The following is a 21,037-nucleotide window of genomic DNA, read 5'->3' on the forward strand; positions in this document are numbered from 1 at the left end:
TAACCTTCTGTGAATAAAAAACAACCCCAAAAACGGTGAAGTAATTGGGTTTGTCTAATATAGTTTAGTATGAATGAATTTTATTTCTTCTTCTTCGTATCTGTCGTTGCAGTCAATTCAATTGAATTATTATTTTCTTTAAGATGTTTTTTTAATCTTTCTTCAGCATCTCTCATCATTTGTGACATTGAAGTTCCGTCGGGCATTTTTGCATCAGCGGGAATCTGTGATAATTGTGATCTGATGCTTCCAAAAGGATCTTTTTTATAAGCAGCATACATCTGTTCAAACTTTTCTCTGCTCACTTCCAGAGTATTTTTGCCTTGGCCAAACTGTTTCATCAGTTTTTCAGAATAGCTTTCAGGATTATAGTCTTCAATTTTTTTATTTCCTTTCAGCTCCCAAGAATAATTTTTAGCATCATCTTCCACTTTTACTATTAAGCCGGGTAATCCGCTAAATTTATAAGGTCCATCCTGAAAAGGAATTTCTGTAGTAAACCATGCTGTCCAGTTTCTCCCGGCAAATGAAGTTGTTGCTTTTTGTGCGTTATATTCACCTATTTTGGTCTTTTCTGCAGAAATATTCCATACAAAAGGTTTGCTTTCCTTGTAATTTACCTTATCCTGAAGAATGTAATCTGCATAAGATGTTTCCATAGAAGGATAAGTTTTTGTGATGATATGGGAGAATTTTGGTTGTTTTAAAGATTTCGAAAGATCCTTGAAAACACCTGCTTTCTGCATTGCTTCAACTTCAGCTTTTAAAAGTGAATCCTGAGATACCGCAAGATAATCTCTGTAGATAGATTTGTCTTTTGTAATGTCGAGAATCATCATATCCTTATTCTTTTTCTCTAAAGAATCTTTGTTCGGAGAATATGTCAGTTCATAAAAAAAGCGGTTTGCTGTTTCCTGTGCATTTGAAACGGCAAAAAGTGCAATAAAAAATATTGAAAATAAGTTTTTCATTTTGATAATCTTTAAATAATTAGTTAGCGGTTAAACAATTTTGTTACAGAATTTTTTAATTAAAAATTATCAGCTTTTATTCTCTTTAAAATATTTAAATTTAATCCACCAAAAACAAATATTTTATGGACACTTTAAAACAACTGAAAGATGAACTTGAAGCCGAATATCAAACGACAAAAAAGTTCTTCGAAATTTATCCTGAAGACAAAAACGATTACTCGCCACACGAAAAAAGCATGAAAATGGCTCATCTTGTGACTCACATTGCAGAAATTTTCGGATGGGCGGGCTTTATGCTCAACAGTTCGGAACTTGATTTTGCAAAAAGTAATTTGCGGCCTAATTTGCTTACCACGAGAGAAGATTTGCTTAAAGTATTTGAAGAAAACTACAAAGCAAGCAAAGAAGCGTTGGAAAAAGCAACCGAAGATGATCTGAATCCAAGTTGGGCGCTGAAAAACGATGGTCACGAACTGGCTTCATGGACGAAATACGGGGCAATCCGTCATAGCCTTGACCAGATTACGCATCACCGTGCGCAATTGGGAGTTTATTACAGGCTAAATGACATTCAGCTTCCGGGAAGTTACGGTCCGTCAGCTGACGTACAAAGTTTTTAATGTTATAAAAAAAACCAATCTTTTCGAGATTGGTTTTTATTTTTATTTAAAGTTGAATTTTACCGCCAGCATAACTTGGCTTGGTCGCAACTGCATTGTTGTTCGGCTAATTGTAGCATCACCAACGCTGATTCTTTCAAATACTTTTTTGTCTGCAATATTCATCCATTTCAATTCGAAATCTACTTTCTTTGCGGCCCAGGTGTATTGATAAGATAAATCAAAGAAACCATTATTCAATCTGGTATCACCTAAATTTGAGTTAATCTGATCCCAATAGAAACCAACTGTATGATTTTCTAAAGGATAGAAAAACACATTTAGATTATGGGTATAGTTTTCTGTTTTACCAAGGTCACTGCTAATAATACCATTCGACTGTTTATTCCAGGTTTTTGTAAAATTGAAATCTACACTCATCCATGAGAAGTAAGTATTGTTAAATTTAAATCCTAAAGAATTGGCATCTGTTTTTGTATTGATATCCTGCTCATTTCTTCTAGATTGTGACTTTGAAGTTGTATCATTAAAGGTTACTGAAGCGTTTGTCTTAAATTTTGGAAAATATTTTCCTACTTCTACATAGTAACCGTTGCTGGTTCTCTTGTTTTCACTTTCAATATATTCAACTACACTAAAACCTAATTCGTTTACTGCGCTTGAAGCTAATAAATTATTTTTAGTATCACTTAGTCTGTAGTTTACATTAAAGAAAAGGTTGTTCAATGGGTTTCTGTACTCCAATCTTGCATTTCCACTCTTAGAGTTTGTCTGTGGAATAGGGTTTTTAGGATCCATCACATTAAATCCTCCCGGACTTGTTAAAATATATCCTGCGTAAGCGGTTTGAATGTCTCCAAAATTATTGCTGATGTTTCCATTTACACTTGCTTTAAAAAATGAAGCAAAACTATATTGAACAAATGCATTCGGTGTAAAAGTCGTTTTATTCAAAGATTTAGATACGTTTCTGAAAGCATCTTCGGCTTTAATATTGTTAAAATTCACAGGAACATTTGCAAATACACTCCAAGCGTCAGATTTGTAGTTGATGCCTACTGAAGCTGAAGGCGTGATTTCTGTAAATTTCAAATCATTCTCATACGCTAAGCTGGCAAAATCAGGAGAATTTGTAAGCGTACTTCCGTCAAAATTGGTATTTAATTGATCTGTTGAGAAATCAATTCCCACTTGCGGAGTAAATGTCCATCCTTTCGTTGTAAAACTGATATTTGCAGAATGCGATGTATCTAATGTTTTTATTCTGAAGCTTTGTAATGCTGAAGTTCCTGGAGCAAAATTAATTGTAGAAATCGCGGTACTTCCCGGCTCTTTATAAGGGAATTGTAAATAATTCGCAGGAGAAATTTCTAAAGTCTGACTATCATCCTGATAATTAATGTAAGATTTCAAGTTCACCATTTTCTCTTTCCAGGGAATAATAGTGCTTAAAGAGTTTTGGAATGATGAAGTTGGAGATTGTAGACTCTCATTTCCTTGTCTGTAACCTATTTTGTCATTTCTTTCTGCGAAAGCTCTGTCAGCGTTCCAAAACTGAGAAAATGTAGTTGTATTTTTGAAGAATCCTTTTTTAGCATTCTTAGTGAAAATCAATTCTCCTTTTAATTTATCTGTGTAAAAATTATTTAGAAACTTTGTGCTATACTGAGTTCCCTGCTGAATATCGGTTGTTACACTGTTTGATTCTCTTTCAACCGAGTTATTGGTATAATTGGCATTTACCTTCAATTCCCATTCTTTTTTCTTATCAATATTGGTTAAATAGTTTGCCGATAAGTAATGGACGTTATTAAATAAATATCTTCTTACCGGAAGATTAGGAACACTTGCGTTTTCTACACCCAACCAACTATTTTGTGAAGCATTTCCTCTTCTACCTTCCCAACTGCTTCCGAAACCGATGATATTCCCTTCATTTTCTACCTGCTCACCGACATTATTGGTTTTATAATTGACAACCCATTGGCTTTTCTGACCGAAAAACATTGGCGTTAATTTCACATTCCAAAGCCATGGATCTCCGAAGCCTGTTCCGACTTCACCTCTTCCGGTCATTGTTACGGCATTTTTCAATTTAATGTTGATTGCTGCTGCATCCGAAGGTATTTTCCCTTGAAGCATTTTTACGGGTTGATGATTTTCAAGAACTTCAACTTTTTGTACGGCATCTTTTGGAAGCGAATTGTTGATCGTTCCATAACCGCCTTCCATTAAATCTTTCCCGTTGACATAAAATTTATTGATTGCATTTCCCTGATAAAGAATTGATCCGTCGGTATTCACTTCAATTCCCGGAATTTTCTTCATTACGTCTGCCAAAGTACGGTCGTTTTTGCTGTCGAAAGCTTTAAGATCGTATGCAATCGTGTCGCCTCTTGCCGTGATCATTTTTGTTTTTAACTGAACTTCTTTGATTTCTGTAGCTTCAGACAGCATTTGGAAACTTAAAGTCTGGTCGCTGTTGCTGATCTGCTTTGTTAAAGGTTTTTGATTGAAGGCTTTTACTTTCAGATCTACATTAGATTCTGAAGATGTAAATGTTACCTTATATTCTCCTTTCGAATTGGTGATTCCATAAGCAAGAATGGCGTCTTTACCTGGTTCTTCAATCGTTACGCTTGCACTTGGGACCGCCACACCGTCTTCATCTGTAATTTTTCCTGAAATTGTTTTCTGAGCGAAAGCCAATACAGAGAAAAAAACCATGAGAAATAAGGAAATTTTTAATTTCATAATTTATTATTTGAGTAATTAGTAATGCAGACTGGTTTTTTGTTACACTTTATTAAAGATGCTTTTTTAAAGGGAAAGTTAAAACAATTCTTTTTTATCACTACAAAAATAGTTATAATTTATTTAATTGTTAATTAATATTTTACGAATTTCTCTTTTTTATTTAATGAAAAGTATAAATTTGTAAAAACAACCTTTATCATGGGAGTAGGAACCAACCTTAAAAGATTAAGAAACAAGACAAAAATTTCTCAGCAGGAAGTTGCTGATATGCTGGGAATAGACAGAAATACCTATACAAGCTGGGAAAGTGAATCGACGGATATAAAATCTCAGTATATTCCGAAGCTGGCAGATATATTTAAGGTGAAGATACAGGATCTTTTTGATGATGAGTTAAAAAAATCTTATGTGAGCAATTACTTTGACACTAAAGATAATTCAATTGGTCAAAATGATTTTCAGCAAGGTATTATTATCAATATTACAGATTCAGAAGTTGCAAAAATTATCAGTTCTCAATTGGAAGAGTTGATCAAAAATTTAAAAAAATAATATAAAAATATTAGAAACCTCGATTCCGCTCAGTTTTTGACATCGCTATTTATTTTTAGTTTCTGTTACGGTCTGTCTGACTGAGCGGAGCCGAAGCTTATTCAAAAGGTTTTATTTCCAAAGGGTTGTTGTATCTTTTCTTTTTCTTCTCTAATATATCCTCAAATTCTTTTCTCATACTTGCATCCAAAGGAAATCCGGAAGTTGTAAATTCTAAATTGTAAGAAGCCTTTAAAAAATCCTTTTTATTAAACTTTTTATAACCTTTCAGGTTAAATTCAAAATCATCGGTATATTTCTCCAGCTTTGTAAGAGTAAAATGATAATCATCTCTTGTATCATAAATTTCAAATATCAGTCCGGGTAAACCCGTGAATTTGTAAGGTCCTATCGGAACCTGATGTTCTGTAGAAAAATAGGCAATCCATCTTCTTCCGTATTTATTGGTTGCAGCCATTTGACATTTTACACCATTGATAATTTTGGTGTCGCCATAAAGTACCCATGTTAGCGTAACGTTTTCTTCATACAACAATCTTTCATCCCTGAATAAACCAAACAGACTTGTTGTTCCATTTTTTTTAATGATTCTTTCCTGAAAATAATCACCTATTGTAAGGGTAATTCCACTTCCTTTTTTGGTAACTTCTTCCTGATCTGTATCCTTTAGATAAGTTTTGTAGCCTGCAAAATAATAGTCTTTCGTATTTCCCAATAAAACAAATGGCTGATTCACACGAAAGCTTGTACCATATTTTAATGAGCTATGATATGTCGCTTTAATTATGGGCTCAATTTCAACGTCTTGGCTCTTAACAAATGCAAATGACAAAAAATATAAAACTAATATAAAACACTTTTTCATAATTTATTATTTATAAAGGGGCGGAAAAATTACCGCCCCAGATTATATTAATTAAAACTAACTGTTGGTTTTACACCTCCACATTCAGCCGCATTAATTTCTGCAATGTGCCAAGCCATTAAAGATTGGGATGTGCCTTCTGCAAATGTTGTGTAGTGTTTTACTCCGCAAGTTGAAGTCCATATCGCCTGAAGTTGTTTCGCAAATGACATTGTCATTAATGTCATGATGCCGAACAAAGCACCGAATAAAATTTTCTTTTTCATAAATTTTGTTTAATGATTAATAAATAATTTTTTTCCAAATTGAAAGTTTCGTCTAGAATAAAAATCCAATCAGGATGATGCATCATTTTATGACGTTTAAAGAAATACATTTGATGCGGCCGCAGCAAATGGTCGCGAATTTCTCATTTGTGTCATAATACAAACCTACACAATAACTTCCGGTAATTATATACATTAAATTCAGCAAATATTGATGTATTTTTTATACAAATTAATTAGTTTAAAGTAATTTTTACACCAAATATTTTAAAACAATTATCTTTATTTATTTCCTTTAATGTCGCGAATGAATTAAATGTGATGAAGGTCATAGATTAAAAAAATTTTAAAATATTTATGGTATTTATTTATTTAATAATTTTGTAACCTAAAATTTATAATAATGGGGGTTATTCTAAAACCTATAGATATTGTTGATGATATTACGCAAGAAGAATTCCGTGAAAAATATCTGAAACCAAGAAGACCGGTCGTGATCAAAAATATGGCCCGCAAATGGCCTGCTTACCAAAAATGGACGATGGATTATGTGAAAGAAGTGGTTGGAGACATTACCGTTCCTCTTTACGACAGCGCCAAAGCTGATCCTGCAGCTCCTATCAATGCACCAACAACCGAAATGAAATTTGCAGATTATATAGACCTTATTCAAAGAGAACCTACAGATCTGAGAATTTTCTTTTTTGATCCTATAAAAAAAGCCAACAAACTATTGGAAGATTATATTTCTCCAAAAGAATTAATGGGCGGTTTTCTGGATAAGTTTCCTTCGATGTTTTTTGGTGGAAAAGGCTCGGTTACTTTCTTACATTATGACATCGATTTAGCACATATTTTCCATACACATTTTAATGGCAGAAAACACGTTTTGCTGTTTGAATACAAATGGAAAGAAAGGCTTTACAAATTACCTTTTGCAACATACGCGTTAGAAGATTTTGACATCGAAAACCCCGATTTTACGAAGTTTCCCGCTTTGGATGGCGTAGAAGGAATCGAATGTTTCCTTGAGCACGGCGATACTTTATTTATGCCTACAGGTTGGTGGCACTGGATGAAATATCTCGACGGAAGCTTCTCTATTTCTCTTCGTGCCTGGGACAAATCTTGGGCGGTAAAAGCCAATTCTTTATGGAATCTTACCGTTCAGAGGAATTTTGATAACTTTATGAAAGGCCGTTTTAAAAATAAATATATGGACTGGAAAGAGAAAAAAGCTGTTGAAAGAGCCAATTTCGCATTGAAAAGAGGTTTGCCAAAATAAAAGCTAAAGACGTTTCATTTGAAGCGTCTTTTTTATTTAATAAAATAGGATTTTCTGAACCATTAAGTATTCTTAAGAATTTAAGTCTATTAAGATTAATCATTCTGATTTTAAGCCAAGCCAAGCGAAGCTGAACTTAATGATCTTAACCCCTTAAAAAAATATTAATGGTTTAAAATAAAATAATTTAAAGAATTCTATAAATCGGATATTGCCTGAAAGTCTTTTCTTCAAAATAAGGCGAATTTTTGTAAATCCAGTCCAATTGAGCTTTTCCGTCATCTGCAAAATTCTTATCGGAAGATTTTTTAGCTTCAAACTTTTGTTTTAAATCTTTATCTTTTTTTAATAATTCTGCCGCCGTATCTTCGAAAATATAAGCTGAATAATATTCTTTCTGAGCCAAAATTCCGTCGAAGAAATTCCAGTTGAAAAAGGAATCCAAAGCTTCAGGCTCAAGCGTTTCAATGATATATTTCACACCTTCCTGATTCGTCGGAACAAGATAATCTCCTGCTGAAAAAACAAGGGCTTTATTGGATTTGTCAACCGTTGTTTCAAAATGCAGATAATGCCCTTCGTAAGGGTTTTTTACAGTTTTAAAGTCATCAATTCTATAAGATTCTACCGCGATTGTACTGTCTTTACGAAGAGATTTCATTTGAATTTTATTTCGTCTAAATTCTTCAATCACACGATATTGCGATTGCGGAATCACATAATATTTCGGAATGATGATGTAACCTGTCGGAACCGCAGTTGTAAACAATTTTATCTTCTTGGTAAAAGGTTTGTTTCTGTCATAAAACAATCTTGGTTTCCCGGAAATTTCGCTAGGCTTATATTTTCCTTCATACCCTTTAAAATCCATTGTAGAATATTTTGTAGAATCTATTTTCCATCGGATTCCATATTTTTTTCCGGCTTGATATTGGTTTAAATTTTCAAATCGAAGCTGTTTTATTTTTTTATAATCTTTATCCAAATTTTGAAGGTTGACAAGCATATATTTATACGTCGCATCCACTCTTTTATCGTAAGGTTTCAGCATGTGCGTTTCAGGAACTGTTCCCAAAGAATTGAACAACGTCGTGTAGCCTGTAGAATACCTCGGAGAATCTTCAAAAGCCGCAAAACCAACTTCCGGAACATCACCATGAATATTCACATAAGGAGTGCTTTCGTAACCCAATTTCTTTAAATCTTCAAGGTTTTTAGCCTGAAAATCATTGTGAAAATATTCGCCTAAAATAATTCCCAAACGCTCTTTAAAAGTTGAAATATATGTAAAAGTATATTGATAATCTGCTCCGTTGCTTACGTGATTGTCGATAAAAACATCAGGTTTCAGCCAATGATAAATTTCCTGAAAACTTCTCGCATTTTTAGAATCTGCTTTGATAAAATCTCTATTCAGGTCATAATTTCTGGCATTTCCACGAAATCCATATTCTTCCGGCCCGTTTTGATTGGCTCTTGAAAATGAGCTTTTATTCAGCATTCCGCTCACATTATAAGCCGAAATTGCTGCAATGATAAAGTTTTGCGGCGTTTCAATTTTCTTTGTTGCCAAATCTTTCATCAGCATCATCGTTGCATCAATTCCGTCCGGTTCGCCGGGATGAATTCCGTTGTTGACAAAAAGTATTGCTTTATCTTTCCTTAATTTTTCTAAATCTTTTTCAGGAAAAGGATTGTAAACAACCACATAAATTGGTTTTCCATTATCATCTTCCCCTTTGTTGAGATATTGAATTTCATTAAAGTTTTTAGCTAAATTCTGATAATAAGAATTCATTTCGTCATAAGTAACGGTTTGATTTCCATTTCCTTTTTCAAAAGGTGTTTTAAAATTATTTTGAGCTAAAAATAAAGATGAACTTAGAAAAATGATCAGATATTTGAGTTTCATTGAAGCGGAATTTGAAGCTTTAAAATTACTTAAAGTTTAGGAATTGTTGATTGATTATAAAGAAGATTTTTATTGAATAAGTTTTAACTTTTTAAGTTCATAAAGGTGTTTTTTTAGGTAAAAGAAATCAATATTAAGCTTGTCGTTCAGAGTGAAACAAAGTGAAGTGAAGAATCTTGCGCAATTTAGATTCTTCCTTACGTCAGAATGACACTAAGTTTTTCAGAACACTTCTTACATTACGCTAGATTTACAAGTTTATCAAACAACAGTTTCATTCCTTTTGTTGCGGTTTCTTTCATTACAACAGCTTTTTGTCCGTATCCGAATTCTGTTTCGTTTGGATTGATAACGATCAACAGGCAATCGTCTTTGATCTCATGAATCAATCCGGCAGCAGGATAAACCTGCAAAGAAGTTCCGATAACGACCAAAATATCCGTCTCTTTCACCTTTTCTTTCGCCGTTTGATATAAAGGCACATCTTCGCCAAACCAAACGATAAAAGGACGCAATTGCGCACCGTCTTCTGCCTTGTCGCCGATTTTGATATCATCTTTTTGTTCGTAAATCATCTTTTTATTATTGCATGAACAAGATTTTAACAACTCTCCGTGAAGATGAATAATATTGTTTGAGCCCGCTCTTTCATGCAAATCATCAATGTTTTGAGTAATAATCTGAACATCAAAATGTTTTTCTAAATCTGCAATCAATTGATGAGCGTCATTTGGTTCAACTTCATGAAGCTGGCGACGTCTTTGGTTATAGAATTCCAATACCAACTCTCTGTTTTTCCTCCACCCTTCCGGACTGGCCACATCGGTTACATTATGATTTTCCCAAAGGCCATCTCCGTCTCTGAACGTTTTTATTCCGCTTTCGGCGCTGATTCCGGCACCGGATAATATGGTGAGTTTTTTCATTTTGATTAATTGTTTGAATAGTTTTTAAATGGTTTCATCATTTCCTCTTCTTCATTAGATTGTAAAACCGCTTTTATATTTTTAATAAGAATTTATTGAATAATTCAACAATATTTTTAAAAATTCCGCATCATTAAGCCCCTAAAAAAGGTTCTTTAATTGCGCTAGGATTACAAAATTACAATTAATAGTTATCAATAATAAAATAATATTCTTTGCACAATAATTTTTATTAATTTTATAAACAACTTAAAACTAAACAATTATGAAAAGCTTATTCTGTGCTATTTCAGCAACATTCCTACTTATTGCGTGTGATAAAGCGAAAGTAGATGTAAAAGATTCAAACAAAACAGATTCTTTGGCAAGCCAAGAATGGAAACCGGTAGATTCTGCAACCGCAACAAAAGCATGGATGGACTTCGCAACTCCGGGCGATATGCAAAAAATGCTGGCAAAATCTGACGGAGTTTGGACAGGAGAAACCACAATGTGGATGGAAAATGGCGGAAAACCTATGACCAGCAAATCTGAAGCTACCAACAAAATGGTTTTTGACGGGCGTTATCAGGTAAGTGAGCATAAAGGAAATTTTATGGGAATGCCTTTTGAAGGAATGAGTATTACAGGATATGACAATGCCAAAAAGAAATTTGTAAGCACCTGGATCGACAACATGGGAACAGGGATCATGACTATGGAAGGAGAATGGAATCCTTCAAACAAATCCATTGAATTTAAAGGTAAAATGACTGATCCGAGCAGACCGGGAAAAGATTGTGATGTGAGGGAAGTGTATACTTTTGTGGATGACACGCATCAAACAATGGAAATGTATGGTCCGGATTCTAAAACAGGCAAAGAATTTAAGACAATGGAGATAAAATATGCGAAAAAATAAAATAAAAAAACCGTCTCATTTGAGACGGTTTTTTTGCACATTAAAAATTCTTAGAAATAGATTTTATGAATAAATTCTTTTTGGTTTTAATCATATTATTTACAAGTTGCAAAGAGGAAAAAACTTTTGCAGATGATATTGTTATGAATTTTCATAAAGATGAGAAATTGTCTTTTCAACAGTTTAATGAAGGAATTGGGGAAAGCGGAACCGGAATAATCTACATTGGAAAAGAAACCGCAAAAATTGATGTTAAATATTTTCAAAGTCTAATTCCTGCTCCACCAGCTCCACCAGGTTATAAATTAAATTCTTTTGACAATAATAAACAAAAAATAATGTCACTCTATTTTCAAGATGAGTTTCCCAAAATGAGATACAGTGAAAAAACTGTAAGTTTTGATTCTCTTTCGGAAAATAATATTCAAATTACAGCAAAAACTAAAAATACAATACCAAAATATGTATATAATTATGATACTCAAACTATCAAAAAGTATAAAGCATTTCCGGTATTTATAAAAAATATTTCCGGTAGAAAATTAATTCTTTCTGAATTTAAAAACCTTCCCTTAGCTCTTTTTAATGATAAAAATAAATGGCAAACAATATGGAATGAAAATTCTTTAGGAGGATGCTATGCTGGATTGGAAAACCATTATTGGGAATTTAATCCGAATGAAATCATGGTTCTTTCTGTCAATTATTTAACAGGGAAAAGCATTAATTCTTTGATTTTTCTTTCTTCCCAATCTCTTCCAAAAATAAAAGCAGGCAAAAAAACAGTCAAGCCATGTGCGGCCAAACCAATTCCCCACAATAAAGGAAGCTTTATCAAATCCCATTGCCAGAAGCTTTCGCCAGAATCCAGGCTGATTGCTTGTGCTACAATTATAAATATATTGACAAAAAGACATATCATAAGGTGAGTATAAAATCCTTTTATCTTTTTCACTTTTTTTTCCGCTTCACGATAACGAATTTCCTGATCAATATTATTTTCCATGATTGTTATTTTGTTTTTCTAAAATTTGTCTTATTTTCTTTTCTTCCCAGCTTTTTCCGATGGAGAAAACACTTAAGGCGTGTGTTGCAACTCCGAATCCCCAACCCAACATTGGAAAGTAAAACCAAATATCTTTAGGACTTGTAATAAGGTTGATGATTATTAAAAAAGGAATCACAATACAATATGAAATCAGGTTTCCATAAAAACCTTTTATTTCTTTCATGCGTTTTTTTGCTTTTTCGTATGCTTTATCATTATCTTCAGTTTTTATATTGACAATATTTGGTTTATCTGATAAAATCGGAAGTTTTACTTTAAAATAATCTTCAGATTTCTCTATAAAAACATTTCTTTTTGTAAGCAAAGCATACCGCTGAACAATATTTGCAAGTCCAATTCCCGCGCTTTCTTTCATCTGCTCTCTTACCTGAAAATTATTTTCTATACAAAGCGTGTCGTTTTCAGAAAAAATCTTAATAATTAATGGTTTTGAAGAAGTCGCAAAATTATGCTTAATACAGTTTTCAAGAAGAAGCTGCAACGAAAGCGGCACGACAAACCTTCGATAATCTTCCTTGTTTACGTCAAATACGAAATTTACGCTGTCTTCAAATCTTGTTTTCAGCAAATCGCAATAGGTTTTTGCAAACTCAATCTCGTCTTCTACGGTGACCAATTCTTTATCTTTCTGCTCTAAAACGTATCTGTAAATCTTTGACATTGAAGCGGTAAACTTCTGCGCCTGGCTGGGGTTTTCATCAATTAACGAACTTAAAACATTCAAAGAATTAAAAAGAAAATGAGGATCAAGCTGATTTTTCAAACTTTCAAACTGTGCATTGGCAGATTTGGCAATCAACTTTTGCTCAACAACCTCTTTTTTGGACGTCTTTTTCAGCTCTTCCATGAAGCTTTTGGCATGCAGAAAAGCAGAAATAAGCAAAGCAATATTTACCATAAACCAATTGATAAAATTGTATTTCCCGGAGAAAAATTGCTCTGTTGTTGCTGAATTTTGGATAATCACAAAATTGATATAATTACATACATAAACCAGAATAAAATTGGCTATCAAAATTGAAACTACACTTAAAACCGCTCTTTTGTTAGTCGCTTCAGACCAGGGAAACTTCTTGTTTAAAATATCGTTTATAAGGCCATTTCCCACGCCGATAAGGAAAGAATACATCGATGAAACAAGAAAAGTGATGACAAAATTCTTCAAGCTCTTTTCCTGATCAAAAAAGAAGAAAAAGAAAAGGGTCGTTCCAAAAGATATCCAAAGTAATATGACAAGATCTTTTCGTTTCATAATTAAATTCTTACCTCAAAAATAAATGATATTAAATGTAACTAAATATTTCTTCCTTGCAGCTTTTTTCAAGCCTTGAAGTTTTGTCCAAAGTTTTCAAACTATTTTGGAGCTTGATTGATGAAATATTCCGCTTCGGATTTCCCCCAGTTTGGATCCAATCCTGTTTTTGGTTTGAAAGAATTGTATTTTTCCAGCGCACTTTTAAATAATTCTAAACCTTTTGTTTTGCTTCCTCCATATTGTTCCGGCGTGAAATAAGTGTCTTCTGCTTGTATTAGTGTCACTCTCGGATTATTCGGATCCAGTTTTTCTGCCGTTTTTAGTTCTTCCTGAGCTTTCGTTCCAAACGTCATGTATCTTTGCTGAGGATTGACCATCATTTTTAAAGAATAAACCATTTTTTGAAGCAAATGGATTTCCGAATTATTTTTTTCCAAACTTTCCGCGGCATCAATAAACTTTTGAGCCTGATCTGAAACTGCATCCAAATCCTGCACTTTTCCTTCGCTCATCAAAGCTCTACCTTTTTGAATGTAAGCAAAAGCTGCATAATAATTTGGTTGCCATTTTGTGGTTTCCTTTTCGGCAATTCTCTGAAAATCGTTGCCTAAAGTCTGAAAATCTTCCGGAGTTTTGCCGGTTTCGATTTTAGCGATCTTTTCTGTCATTATTTTTTCATAATTGCTTTGTGCAAAAGTTATTAGGCTCATCATCATCAAAGCCAAACTTAAAAGATGTTTTTTCATAATTTCTAAATTTAATGTTAATATTTATACTGAATTTTAAAGATTATTATTGATTGCATCCTGAGTTTTATCCACTCCGAAACTGATAAACATTCCTACAAAAACAAAAGTATTAACCGGCGGAACGACAGCCGAACTTCTGTTGCCATTTTGCGAAAAATTGTATCCATACACATTTTTTGTTCCTAAAATATTGGAAATGCTCAACACAAAAATGGTAAAAGCTTTCGCATCTTTTTTTCCTAAATTCGGAAGATAATTAAAGCTTAAATTCAGTGCGTAGTAGTCTTTCAACCTTCCTTCGTTTCGGATAATATTTTTGTCGTTTTCTGTGATAATGTCGTAATAAGGCCGTCCTTTTGCATAAGTGTAAGAAAGATTGACGCCTGTTTTCCATTCAGGAATAAATCTTTTGGCTACGACAGAAAGAGTGTGTTCCGCAGCAAAATTTGGCTTTAGACTCACCGGATAGTTCAGAAAATCTCTTTTAGAGTCCAAAAACGAATAGCTGATCCAATAATCTATGTTTTCAAATGTTTTTTTGTCTCTCCAAAATAATTCCACCCCTTTTGCAAAACCATTTCCATTATTATTAAAAGCAGCTTGCACCTGCTGATTTTGATCGCTGTTCGGAGCAATATTCTGGGTTTTTATCAAATCATCATACTTTTTATAAAATGCTTCAAATCTTAAGCTTTGCCCTTCCGCCGATCTTTGAACCTGAAAAATATAATGCTGCGATTTTTGAAAATCTAATTTTGCATTTGAATTAATGTATTTACTTTCAGGGTTTTGATAAAACAATCCGTAAGCGAAAGAAGTCGTCCAGTCTTTTGCAAAACGATAAGCCAAAGCCAAACGGGGCGCAATATTGTTTTTATTTAAGTAAGAAGAATTTTCGGCTCTTACCCCAATCTTTGCGGACAAATTGTTGCTAAAGCCTAAATCTGTTTCCACAAAAGCTGAAGAAATTAAATCCTGATAGTTTTTATTGATTTCGTCAAACTTCAGGTTTTCGTTGGTGCTGTTCAGTTCAATTCCGCCACGCAAAGCACTTATTTTATTGATTTTTCTGTCGATAACTGCTTTAAAATTGAGATAATTTCCGTCATTCAGCAATTGTGTTCTTTCGGATTCGGCTTCAGCTGTTTCCGTTGAAAAATTTAAGTCTGACTGATTATAAGAATAAGAAGCAGCGGCATTAAAAAGATATTTCCCGAATTTTTGCTTAAAAGATACGTTATGATAAGTGTTTTTTCCTTTTAATCTTACCAAAGCAAAATCATATTCAGGTTCTAAACTTTCGGTTTTCACGCCCATTTTATTGCTGTCGTACATCCCGTAATATTTAAAAAAGCCGCCGGATTTAGTTTTAAACCTAAAAATTCGCATCCCCGTTAAAACCTTGCGGAGCATCAATAAAATCTGTATTAAAACTGAAAATTTCCTGCATCAGGTTCAACATAGAATAACCTGCTGTTGCGCCAAAAGAATAATTTTTATTGTCGCTTAATTTCTGAAAACCGCCGCTTAAAAATATGGGAGAAACTCCAAAATCATAAGAACTTTGATCCGGAAGATCTACACTTTCCAACATTAAAGCACCTGAAAGTGCCTGCCCATACAAAGCAGAATATCCGCCACTCGAAAATATATTCCCCTTGAAAAGTGAAGTATTGAAGCGGTCTCTTCCTGCAATTCCCGGAACAGAATTGGAGAAATAATTGTTGATTAAGCTTCCATCCATAAAAATTTTAGTTTCGGTTCCTGTGCCGCCACGAACAAATAATCCTTCGGTTTCACCTACTTTTTGCACGCCCGGAAGATAGTTTAAAGCAGAAGAAATTTGTCCGTCTGCTCCGGCCGTTGTGTAAATATCAATCGGCGTCAACAAAGCTGTTGCTCTTTTTTTGTCACTCGCTTCGATAGATCCTGCAGAAATTACAACCGCATCGATTTCGTTGATTTGTTCTTTTAATTCGGCATTTACAGAAATATCTTTGTCTTCGATTAAAATAGGCTTTTCAATTTCGTTGTACTTTGGGTGGGTAAAAGTTAATATTTGGTTTCCTTTTTCAGATGTTTCAAAGGAGAAATTTCCATTCGAATCTGTCGTTGCTCCATCGTATGTGTTTTTTAAAGTTACATTTATTTCACTTATTCCTTTATTTTTAAAAGTAACTTTTCCTGAAATCTTTACCTGAGAAAAACTTAACAAGAAAGATAAAAAGGTGACGAGAAATATTATTTTGTTGACTTGAGTTTTCATTGCTGTAGTTTGATACAAAATTAAAATGTAACGAGCAATGAGCTAAATTTTTTGTGCCGAATGGTCGTTTTTTTGTCCTGAATGGCTATAATAGAAACATAAATTTATTTTAACTAAATTTATAATCTTAAACCACATAAATATATAAAATGAAATTACAGACATTAACATTAGTAGTTGGTTGTGCATTATTTGCGGCATCTTGCAGCTCCAGCAAAACCTACAACATTATGGCGAAAAGCGGAACACAAACCGGCGGAACAGCCAAGTTCACACAAGATGGTAATGAAGTAATCATGGAACTTGAAGTTACCAATCTTACTCCAGGCACGCATGCGGTGCATATTCACGAAAAAGGCGATTGTTCGGCTCCTGATGCTGCCTCAGCAGGCGGCCACTGGAATCCCGGAAATCATGATCATGGAAAATGGGGCAACAACAGCTTTCACATGGGAGATATCGGAAACCTTGAAGCCAACGCTGAAGGAAAGGCAAAGCTCACTTTCAAAACTGATAAATGGTGCCTGGAATGTGTAGAAGATTCTAAAAACATTATGGGAAAAGGCCTTATTATACATGCAGCTGCAGATGATTTTCAAACTCAGCCAACAGGAAATGCCGGTGGAAGAGTCGGATGTGTAGAAATAAAGTAATAAAAAAAAGCAGAATCAATTTTCTGCTTTTTTATTTTTATCGTCATTTACAGATTGTCCGTAAGGGAAATCAAGTGTCCTGATCGGATACGGAATATTCACATTATTTTCCCTGAATTTCGTGAGTATTGCTTTTCTGATACTGCTTCGTACAACAGGCTGTCCAAACAAATTTCTGGTGCTGTAATACATTTTCATATCCAATGAGCTTTCTCCGAAACTTTCTAATCTCACGACCGGTGCCGGCTCCTTAAGTACATCGCTGTTTTCTAAAGCAGCAGTTTTCATAAGCCTTTCTACCAGATCCAGATCTGTATTGTAATGTACACCTACATTGATGTCAAACAATACAATCTCATCATTGTGGGAGAAATTGATCAGTTTATTGGTTGTAAGCGCAGCATTAGGAAAAATAATGCTTTTATTTTCTCTGGTAACAATCGTAGTCGTCCGCATTTTAATTTCCTGCACCTTCCCTACCGTTCCGTCAATATCTATAACGTCGCCCACCTTTATTGTTCGGTCTGCTAAAATGATAATTCCAGAAATAAAGTCCAAAAATAAATTCTGAAGCCCCAATCCTATTCCTACCAATATTGCTCCTGAACCTAATAATAACGGAGAAATATTAACTCCTAAAACCTTTATCGCTAAAAAGAAAACAACAATAACGATGAGATAATGAAATATCTGAGAGAAAGCAAATTTTTTCCCGATGTCTATTTTATCTGATTTATAAATAAGTTTCTTTACCAGCCTTGAAGCAATAAATCCTATTAATATAATGGCAACAGCGCCTACAATTTCGTATACCGAAAGTCTGTATTTTCCTAAGGAAAAAAGTTCGTATTCTAATATTTGCTTGATTGTAATCCCTATATTTTCTTTTAAATTATTTACTTGATCATTCACTTGTGTTTTTTAATTTTTTTTTATTTCATTTGTGCTATAATATTCATTGCTTCCTGAAGATAAACATCTTTTTTGAGATTTTTGATCCACAATTCAGATTTTTTCTTGAAAGCTTCATCTTTTTTCTCTCTTTCAATTTCGTTTGGATACATTGAAAACTTGAGTCCATTTTCAAATTTCGTCAAAGCTTTGAATTTCTCAATTTGAGCTTTTCTTTGCTTCATCAGTTCATTAAACTTATTAATATTTAATGTAATGCTTTCTTCTTTATCCAATTGCTCTCTCCATTGTGCAGATTCCAGCAATAGTTGATAATTCGAATTTTTAGCCATTCTTTCAGCGCTTGCTTTTTCTAAAGCTTTAAGATCGAAATAATTTAATTTCTGAAAGTTTACGCTTGGAATTTTATCCCACGCCAAAGCAAAGTCATCATATCTCTCACCAATCTCTGCATAAGTAAAGAAATCTTTCATTTGAATATCCGAAACAATTCCTTTTCTCTGCGTAGATTCTCCCGTAATTCTGTAGAATTTCTGAATCGTCAGCTTTAAAGACCCAAAATCATCTTCTGTATTTAGAAATCTGTTAAGATCAACAAAAGTCTGTACTGTTCCTTTTCCGAAAGACTGCGGCGAGCCGATCACTGCTGCTCTGCCGTAATCCTGCATTACGCCTGCCAAAATTTCTGAAGCCGAAGCTGAAAGTTCGTTTTGCATAATCACCAAAGGACCTGTCCAGATCGGAGTTTCGTTTTTATTTTTTAAGGTCTGAATTTTTCCGTTTCCGTCTTTTACCTGTACATAAGGTCCGGCGTTCATGAAAAGCCCCATGATATCACCAACTTCCGTCAGTGATCCGCCTCCATTATTTCTAAGATCTAAAACTACACCTTCAATACCTTGGGCTTTCATTTTAATGATTTCGTTTTTGATATCGTCGGAAGCATTTCTTCCTTTATCATTCTCAAAATCTGCGTTGAAGCTTGGCAAATTGATGAAACCATATTTTTTAACGTTTGGAGAATTGATGATAATACTTCTTGCAAAAGTATCTTCAATCGCCACTTCTTCACGTACCAATGTCACATCTTTTGTCGTTCCGTCCTTTTTCTGAACCGTCAAAGTCACCGGAGTTCCCTTTTCTCCTCTGATGAGTCTTACGGCTTCATCCACCAACATTCCTACAACATTTACGGCATCATCTTTCGGTGTAGATTTTACTTTTAAAATTTTATCGCCTTCCGAAAGCTGTTTAGACTTCCAGGCCGGCGCGCCAATCGTTAAAGCACCCAAATACAGGTTTCCTTTTTTCTCTTGAATAAGAGCTCCGATACCGATGATAGAACCTTTAAACTGAGTGTCAAAATCTTCTTTATCTTTTGGTGAATAATAATTGGTGTGCGGATCGAAAACTTCAGTATAAGCATTCATATAAACCGTGAACCAATCCATTTTTTTTCTTTTCTTAAACCTTGTAAATGTTTCTTTTACAAGATCTTTCACCTCATCCGTCGCTTTTATTTTTTTCTGATCCGGAGTAAGGATTTCAAGCTTGATGGTGTCTTTTAGCTTATGTTTCTGAACAGAATCTTTCTTTTCTTTCTGAGCTTCTTCTTTGCTGTTCATCGATTCAATCTCCTGAAGAATATTGTATTTGATGAATTTCTTCCATTCATTATATTGTTCCTGCTTGTTGGCGGGTACTTTCTTTAATTTCGGCTCAAGAGTCAATGTTTCATCTTCTTCTAAATTGATCGGCTTGCTAAAAATTTCCTGTGTTATTTTATCAATTTCATCAACTCTTTGATATAATCTGTCGATTGTCAATTTATAGAATGATAGATCACCCATGTTCAAATAATCGTCAAGCTTTGTTTCATGCTTGGCAAATTCATCCATATCCGACTGCACAAAATATCTTTTTGCAGGATCCACCAATTCAAAATAATGCTTGTACACATCTTTTGAATAAGCGTCATTGATTGGTTTTGGACTGTAATGTAAATATGAAAGTGTGTTTTTAACGCTCACCATTATCGTCTGCATCTTTTCATCGTCATTTTTTGCCGAGTTGAAACAAAACATAAGACTTGTCAACGGAATAAGAAGTAGAAATTTATTTAGTTTAAAATTTTTCCACATAAATCTGTAATATATTTTTATTAATTTCTTTTAAATATCATTCAATAAGTAGCGTTTATCGAATGACTGTTACAAACTATCAAATTTAATACCTTATTTACAATTATCGGATACTTTTAAGTATTTTTGTTAAAATTTAAATCTTTTATGGAAAGACCACTTATTCTGGTTACAAATGATGACGGAATTACTGCGCCAGGTGTTAGAAATCTTGTAGAATTTATGAACGAAATCGGAGAAGTAGTTGTTGTAGCTCCCAATTCTCCACAAAGCGGAAAAGGACACGCAATCACCATTAATTCTACTTTAAGTTATGAAGAAGTAACATTGGATGGTCCGCAAACCGATTTCTCATGCAGCGGAACTCCTGTTGACTGTGTAAAAATGGCTCTTGATAAAATTTTAAAAAGAAGACCCGATATTGTTGTTTCAGGGATCAATCACGGAGCGAATTCTTCTATCAATGTCATTTATTCGGGAACGATGTCTGCCGCTGTGGAAGCCGGTGTTGAAGGTCTTCCGGCGATTGGTTTTTCGTTACTCGATTTCAGTTGGGAAGCAGATTTTACGCAGGCAAAAAAATATATTCAGGATATTGTAAAAAAAACTCTGGAAAATCCTATGCCGCGAGGAATTGTGCTAAACGTAAATATTCCTAAACTTACAACAGAAGAAATAAAAGGCATAAAAGTCTGCAAGCAGGCAAAAGCAAAATGGGAAGAAAGCTTCGACGAAAGAGTAAACCCGCACGGAAAAAAATATTACTGGCTGACAGGATATTTCAATAATATGGATGATTCTGAAGATGCTGACGAAACCGCTTTGGCCAACGGATACATCTCAATTGTACCTGTAAAATTCGACATGACCGCTTACGAATACATGAAAACATTGGAAGAAGTAATGCAATAAAACATCTTTTGCAAAAATCTTC

General features: G+C 33.9%; 19 protein-coding genes. 6 read left to right on the forward strand and 13 right to left on the reverse strand.

Annotated elements, in window-relative coordinates:
• Positions 1–80: 80 nt before the first annotated feature.
• Entirely contained in the window at positions 81–971 is an 891-nt protein-coding gene (locus AC6CHK_RS01620; RefSeq protein ID WP_498092910.1) for a GLPGLI family protein, read from the reverse strand.
• Between the two features lie 125 nt (positions 972–1,096).
• On the opposite strand from AC6CHK_RS01620, the gene AC6CHK_RS01625 reads away from it, so the two are divergent.
• Positions 1,097–1,594 carry a DinB family protein gene (locus AC6CHK_RS01625; protein WP_498092912.1) on the forward strand — a complete coding sequence of 166 codons (498 nt, stop codon included), beginning with the start codon at positions 1,097–1,099 and terminating at the stop codon, positions 1,592–1,594.
• A 42-nt stretch (positions 1,595–1,636) separates the two neighbouring features.
• Here AC6CHK_RS01625 and AC6CHK_RS01630 read toward each other — a convergent pair whose 3' ends face one another.
• Positions 1,637–4,348 carry a TonB-dependent receptor gene (locus tag AC6CHK_RS01630; RefSeq protein WP_498092914.1) on the reverse strand — a complete coding sequence of 904 codons (2,712 nt, stop codon included), beginning with the start codon at positions 4,346–4,348 and terminating at the stop codon, positions 1,637–1,639.
• Positions 4,349–4,549: 201 nt separating this feature from the next.
• On the opposite strand from AC6CHK_RS01630, the gene AC6CHK_RS01635 reads away from it, so the two are divergent.
• Complete coding sequence (locus tag AC6CHK_RS01635; RefSeq protein ID WP_498092916.1) at positions 4,550–4,903, forward strand: helix-turn-helix transcriptional regulator; 354 nt, start codon at positions 4,550–4,552, stop codon at positions 4,901–4,903.
• Positions 4,904–5,000: 97 nt separating this feature from the next.
• On the opposite strand, the gene AC6CHK_RS01640 is transcribed toward AC6CHK_RS01635, so the two are convergent.
• Both AC6CHK_RS01640 and AC6CHK_RS01645 read right to left on the reverse strand, forming a co-directional pair.
• A complete protein-coding gene (locus tag AC6CHK_RS01640; RefSeq protein WP_498092918.1) occupies positions 5,001–5,768 on the reverse strand; it encodes a GLPGLI family protein in 768 nt (255 codons plus the stop codon).
• 47 nt (positions 5,769–5,815) lie between these two features.
• Positions 5,816–6,034 (reverse strand): hypothetical protein, encoded by a 219-nt coding sequence (locus AC6CHK_RS01645; RefSeq protein WP_498092920.1) that lies wholly within the window; start codon positions 6,032–6,034, stop codon positions 5,816–5,818.
• A 403-nt stretch (positions 6,035–6,437) separates the two neighbouring features.
• On the opposite strand from AC6CHK_RS01645, the gene AC6CHK_RS01650 reads away from it, so the two are divergent.
• Positions 6,438–7,319 carry a cupin-like domain-containing protein gene (locus AC6CHK_RS01650; RefSeq protein WP_498092922.1) on the forward strand — a complete coding sequence of 294 codons (882 nt, stop codon included), beginning with the start codon at positions 6,438–6,440 and terminating at the stop codon, positions 7,317–7,319.
• A 187-nt stretch (positions 7,320–7,506) separates the two neighbouring features.
• Here AC6CHK_RS01650 and AC6CHK_RS01655 read toward each other — a convergent pair whose 3' ends face one another.
• Both AC6CHK_RS01655 and AC6CHK_RS01660 read right to left on the reverse strand, forming a co-directional pair.
• The gene (locus AC6CHK_RS01655) at positions 7,507–9,231 is read right to left on the reverse strand and encodes a M14 family metallopeptidase (protein ID WP_498092924.1); all 1,725 of its coding nucleotides are present in this window, start codon (positions 9,229–9,231) and stop codon (positions 7,507–7,509) included.
• Positions 9,232–9,470: 239 nt separating this feature from the next.
• On the reverse strand, positions 9,471–10,157 hold the full coding sequence (locus tag AC6CHK_RS01660) for an SIR2 family NAD-dependent protein deacylase (protein WP_498092926.1): 687 nt from the start codon (positions 10,155–10,157) through the stop codon (positions 9,471–9,473).
• Positions 10,158–10,422: 265 nt separating this feature from the next.
• Between AC6CHK_RS01660 and AC6CHK_RS01665 the strand changes: the two genes are divergently transcribed.
• Complete coding sequence (locus AC6CHK_RS01665) at positions 10,423–11,058, forward strand: DUF1579 domain-containing protein (RefSeq protein ID WP_498092928.1); 636 nt, start codon at positions 10,423–10,425, stop codon at positions 11,056–11,058.
• A 703-nt stretch (positions 11,059–11,761) separates the two neighbouring features.
• Here AC6CHK_RS01665 and AC6CHK_RS01670 read toward each other — a convergent pair.
• The 5 genes from AC6CHK_RS01670 to AC6CHK_RS01690 form a co-directional block, all read right to left on the reverse strand.
• On the reverse strand, positions 11,762–12,064 hold the full coding sequence (locus AC6CHK_RS01670; protein WP_498092930.1) for a 2TM domain-containing protein: 303 nt from the start codon (positions 12,062–12,064) through the stop codon (positions 11,762–11,764).
• Positions 12,054–13,379: a 2TM domain-containing protein gene (locus tag AC6CHK_RS01675; RefSeq protein ID WP_498092932.1), complete on the reverse strand. Its 1,326-nt coding sequence runs from the start codon at positions 13,377–13,379 to the stop codon at positions 12,054–12,056. The genes AC6CHK_RS01670 and AC6CHK_RS01675 overlap by 11 nt, the downstream gene beginning before the upstream one ends.
• A 101-nt stretch (positions 13,380–13,480) precedes the next feature.
• Positions 13,481–14,128, reverse strand: a complete 648-nt coding sequence (locus AC6CHK_RS01680) for a hypothetical protein (protein ID WP_498092934.1) — start codon at positions 14,126–14,128, stop codon at positions 13,481–13,483.
• Positions 14,129–14,164: 36 nt separating this feature from the next.
• Complete coding sequence (locus AC6CHK_RS01685) at positions 14,165–15,466, reverse strand: TonB-dependent receptor plug domain-containing protein (protein WP_498092936.1); 1,302 nt, start codon at positions 15,464–15,466, stop codon at positions 14,165–14,167.
• 40 nt (positions 15,467–15,506) lie between these two features.
• Complete coding sequence (locus AC6CHK_RS01690; RefSeq protein WP_498092938.1) at positions 15,507–16,397, reverse strand: carboxypeptidase-like regulatory domain-containing protein; 891 nt, start codon at positions 16,395–16,397, stop codon at positions 15,507–15,509.
• Between the two features lie 149 nt (positions 16,398–16,546).
• Between AC6CHK_RS01690 and AC6CHK_RS01695 the strand changes: the two genes are divergently transcribed.
• Positions 16,547–17,050, forward strand: coding sequence for a superoxide dismutase family protein (locus AC6CHK_RS01695; RefSeq protein ID WP_498092940.1), 504 nt, complete (start codon positions 16,547–16,549; stop codon positions 17,048–17,050).
• A 15-nt stretch (positions 17,051–17,065) separates the two neighbouring features.
• On the opposite strand, the gene AC6CHK_RS01700 is transcribed toward AC6CHK_RS01695, so the two are convergent.
• Positions 17,066–17,962 (reverse strand): mechanosensitive ion channel family protein, encoded by an 897-nt coding sequence (locus AC6CHK_RS01700; protein ID WP_498092942.1) that lies wholly within the window; start codon positions 17,960–17,962, stop codon positions 17,066–17,068.
• A 20-nt stretch (positions 17,963–17,982) separates the two neighbouring features.
• Positions 17,983–20,103 (reverse strand): carboxy terminal-processing peptidase, encoded by a 2,121-nt coding sequence (locus AC6CHK_RS01705; RefSeq protein ID WP_498092944.1) that lies wholly within the window; start codon positions 20,101–20,103, stop codon positions 17,983–17,985.
• Positions 20,104–20,250: 147 nt separating this feature from the next.
• Here AC6CHK_RS01705 and surE point away from each other — a divergent pair, with 147 nt between their 5' ends.
• Entirely contained in the window at positions 20,251–21,015 is a 765-nt protein-coding gene (gene surE / locus AC6CHK_RS01710; RefSeq protein WP_498092946.1) for a 5'/3'-nucleotidase SurE, read from the forward strand.
• Positions 21,016–21,037: the final 22 nt, after the last annotated feature.

The organism is Chryseobacterium sp. GQ58, assembly GCF_059758895.1.

Coding starts and splice junctions, on each gene's coding strand:
- AC6CHK_RS01620 (WP_498092910.1), bottom strand. CDS start 971: ATGAAAAACTTATTTTCAATATTTTTTATTGCACTTTTTGCCGTTTCA.
- AC6CHK_RS01625 (WP_498092912.1), top strand. CDS start 1,097: ATGGACACTTTAAAACAACTGAAAGATGAACTTGAAGCCGAATATCAA.
- AC6CHK_RS01630 (WP_498092914.1), bottom strand. CDS start 4,348: ATGAAATTAAAAATTTCCTTATTTCTCATGGTTTTTTTCTCTGTATTG.
- AC6CHK_RS01635 (WP_498092916.1), top strand. CDS start 4,550: ATGGGAGTAGGAACCAACCTTAAAAGATTAAGAAACAAGACAAAAATT.
- AC6CHK_RS01640 (WP_498092918.1), bottom strand. CDS start 5,768: ATGAAAAAGTGTTTTATATTAGTTTTATATTTTTTGTCATTTGCATTT.
- AC6CHK_RS01645 (WP_498092920.1), bottom strand. CDS start 6,034: ATGAAAAAGAAAATTTTATTCGGTGCTTTGTTCGGCATCATGACATTA.
- AC6CHK_RS01650 (WP_498092922.1), top strand. CDS start 6,438: ATGGGGGTTATTCTAAAACCTATAGATATTGTTGATGATATTACGCAA.
- AC6CHK_RS01655 (WP_498092924.1), bottom strand. CDS start 9,231: ATGAAACTCAAATATCTGATCATTTTTCTAAGTTCATCTTTATTTTTA.
- AC6CHK_RS01660 (WP_498092926.1), bottom strand. CDS start 10,157: ATGAAAAAACTCACCATATTATCCGGTGCCGGAATCAGCGCCGAAAGC.
- AC6CHK_RS01665 (WP_498092928.1), top strand. CDS start 10,423: ATGAAAAGCTTATTCTGTGCTATTTCAGCAACATTCCTACTTATTGCG.
- AC6CHK_RS01670 (WP_498092930.1), bottom strand. CDS start 12,064: ATGGAAAATAATATTGATCAGGAAATTCGTTATCGTGAAGCGGAAAAA.
- AC6CHK_RS01675 (WP_498092932.1), bottom strand. CDS start 13,379: ATGAAACGAAAAGATCTTGTCATATTACTTTGGATATCTTTTGGAACG.
- AC6CHK_RS01680 (WP_498092934.1), bottom strand. CDS start 14,128: ATGAAAAAACATCTTTTAAGTTTGGCTTTGATGATGATGAGCCTAATA.
- AC6CHK_RS01685 (WP_498092936.1), bottom strand. CDS start 15,466: ATGTACGACAGCAATAAAATGGGCGTGAAAACCGAAAGTTTAGAACCT.
- AC6CHK_RS01690 (WP_498092938.1), bottom strand. CDS start 16,397: ATGAAAACTCAAGTCAACAAAATAATATTTCTCGTCACCTTTTTATCT.
- AC6CHK_RS01695 (WP_498092940.1), top strand. CDS start 16,547: ATGAAATTACAGACATTAACATTAGTAGTTGGTTGTGCATTATTTGCG.
- AC6CHK_RS01705 (WP_498092944.1), bottom strand. CDS start 20,103: ATGTGGAAAAATTTTAAACTAAATAAATTTCTACTTCTTATTCCGTTG.
- surE (WP_498092946.1), top strand. CDS start 20,251: ATGGAAAGACCACTTATTCTGGTTACAAATGATGACGGAATTACTGCG.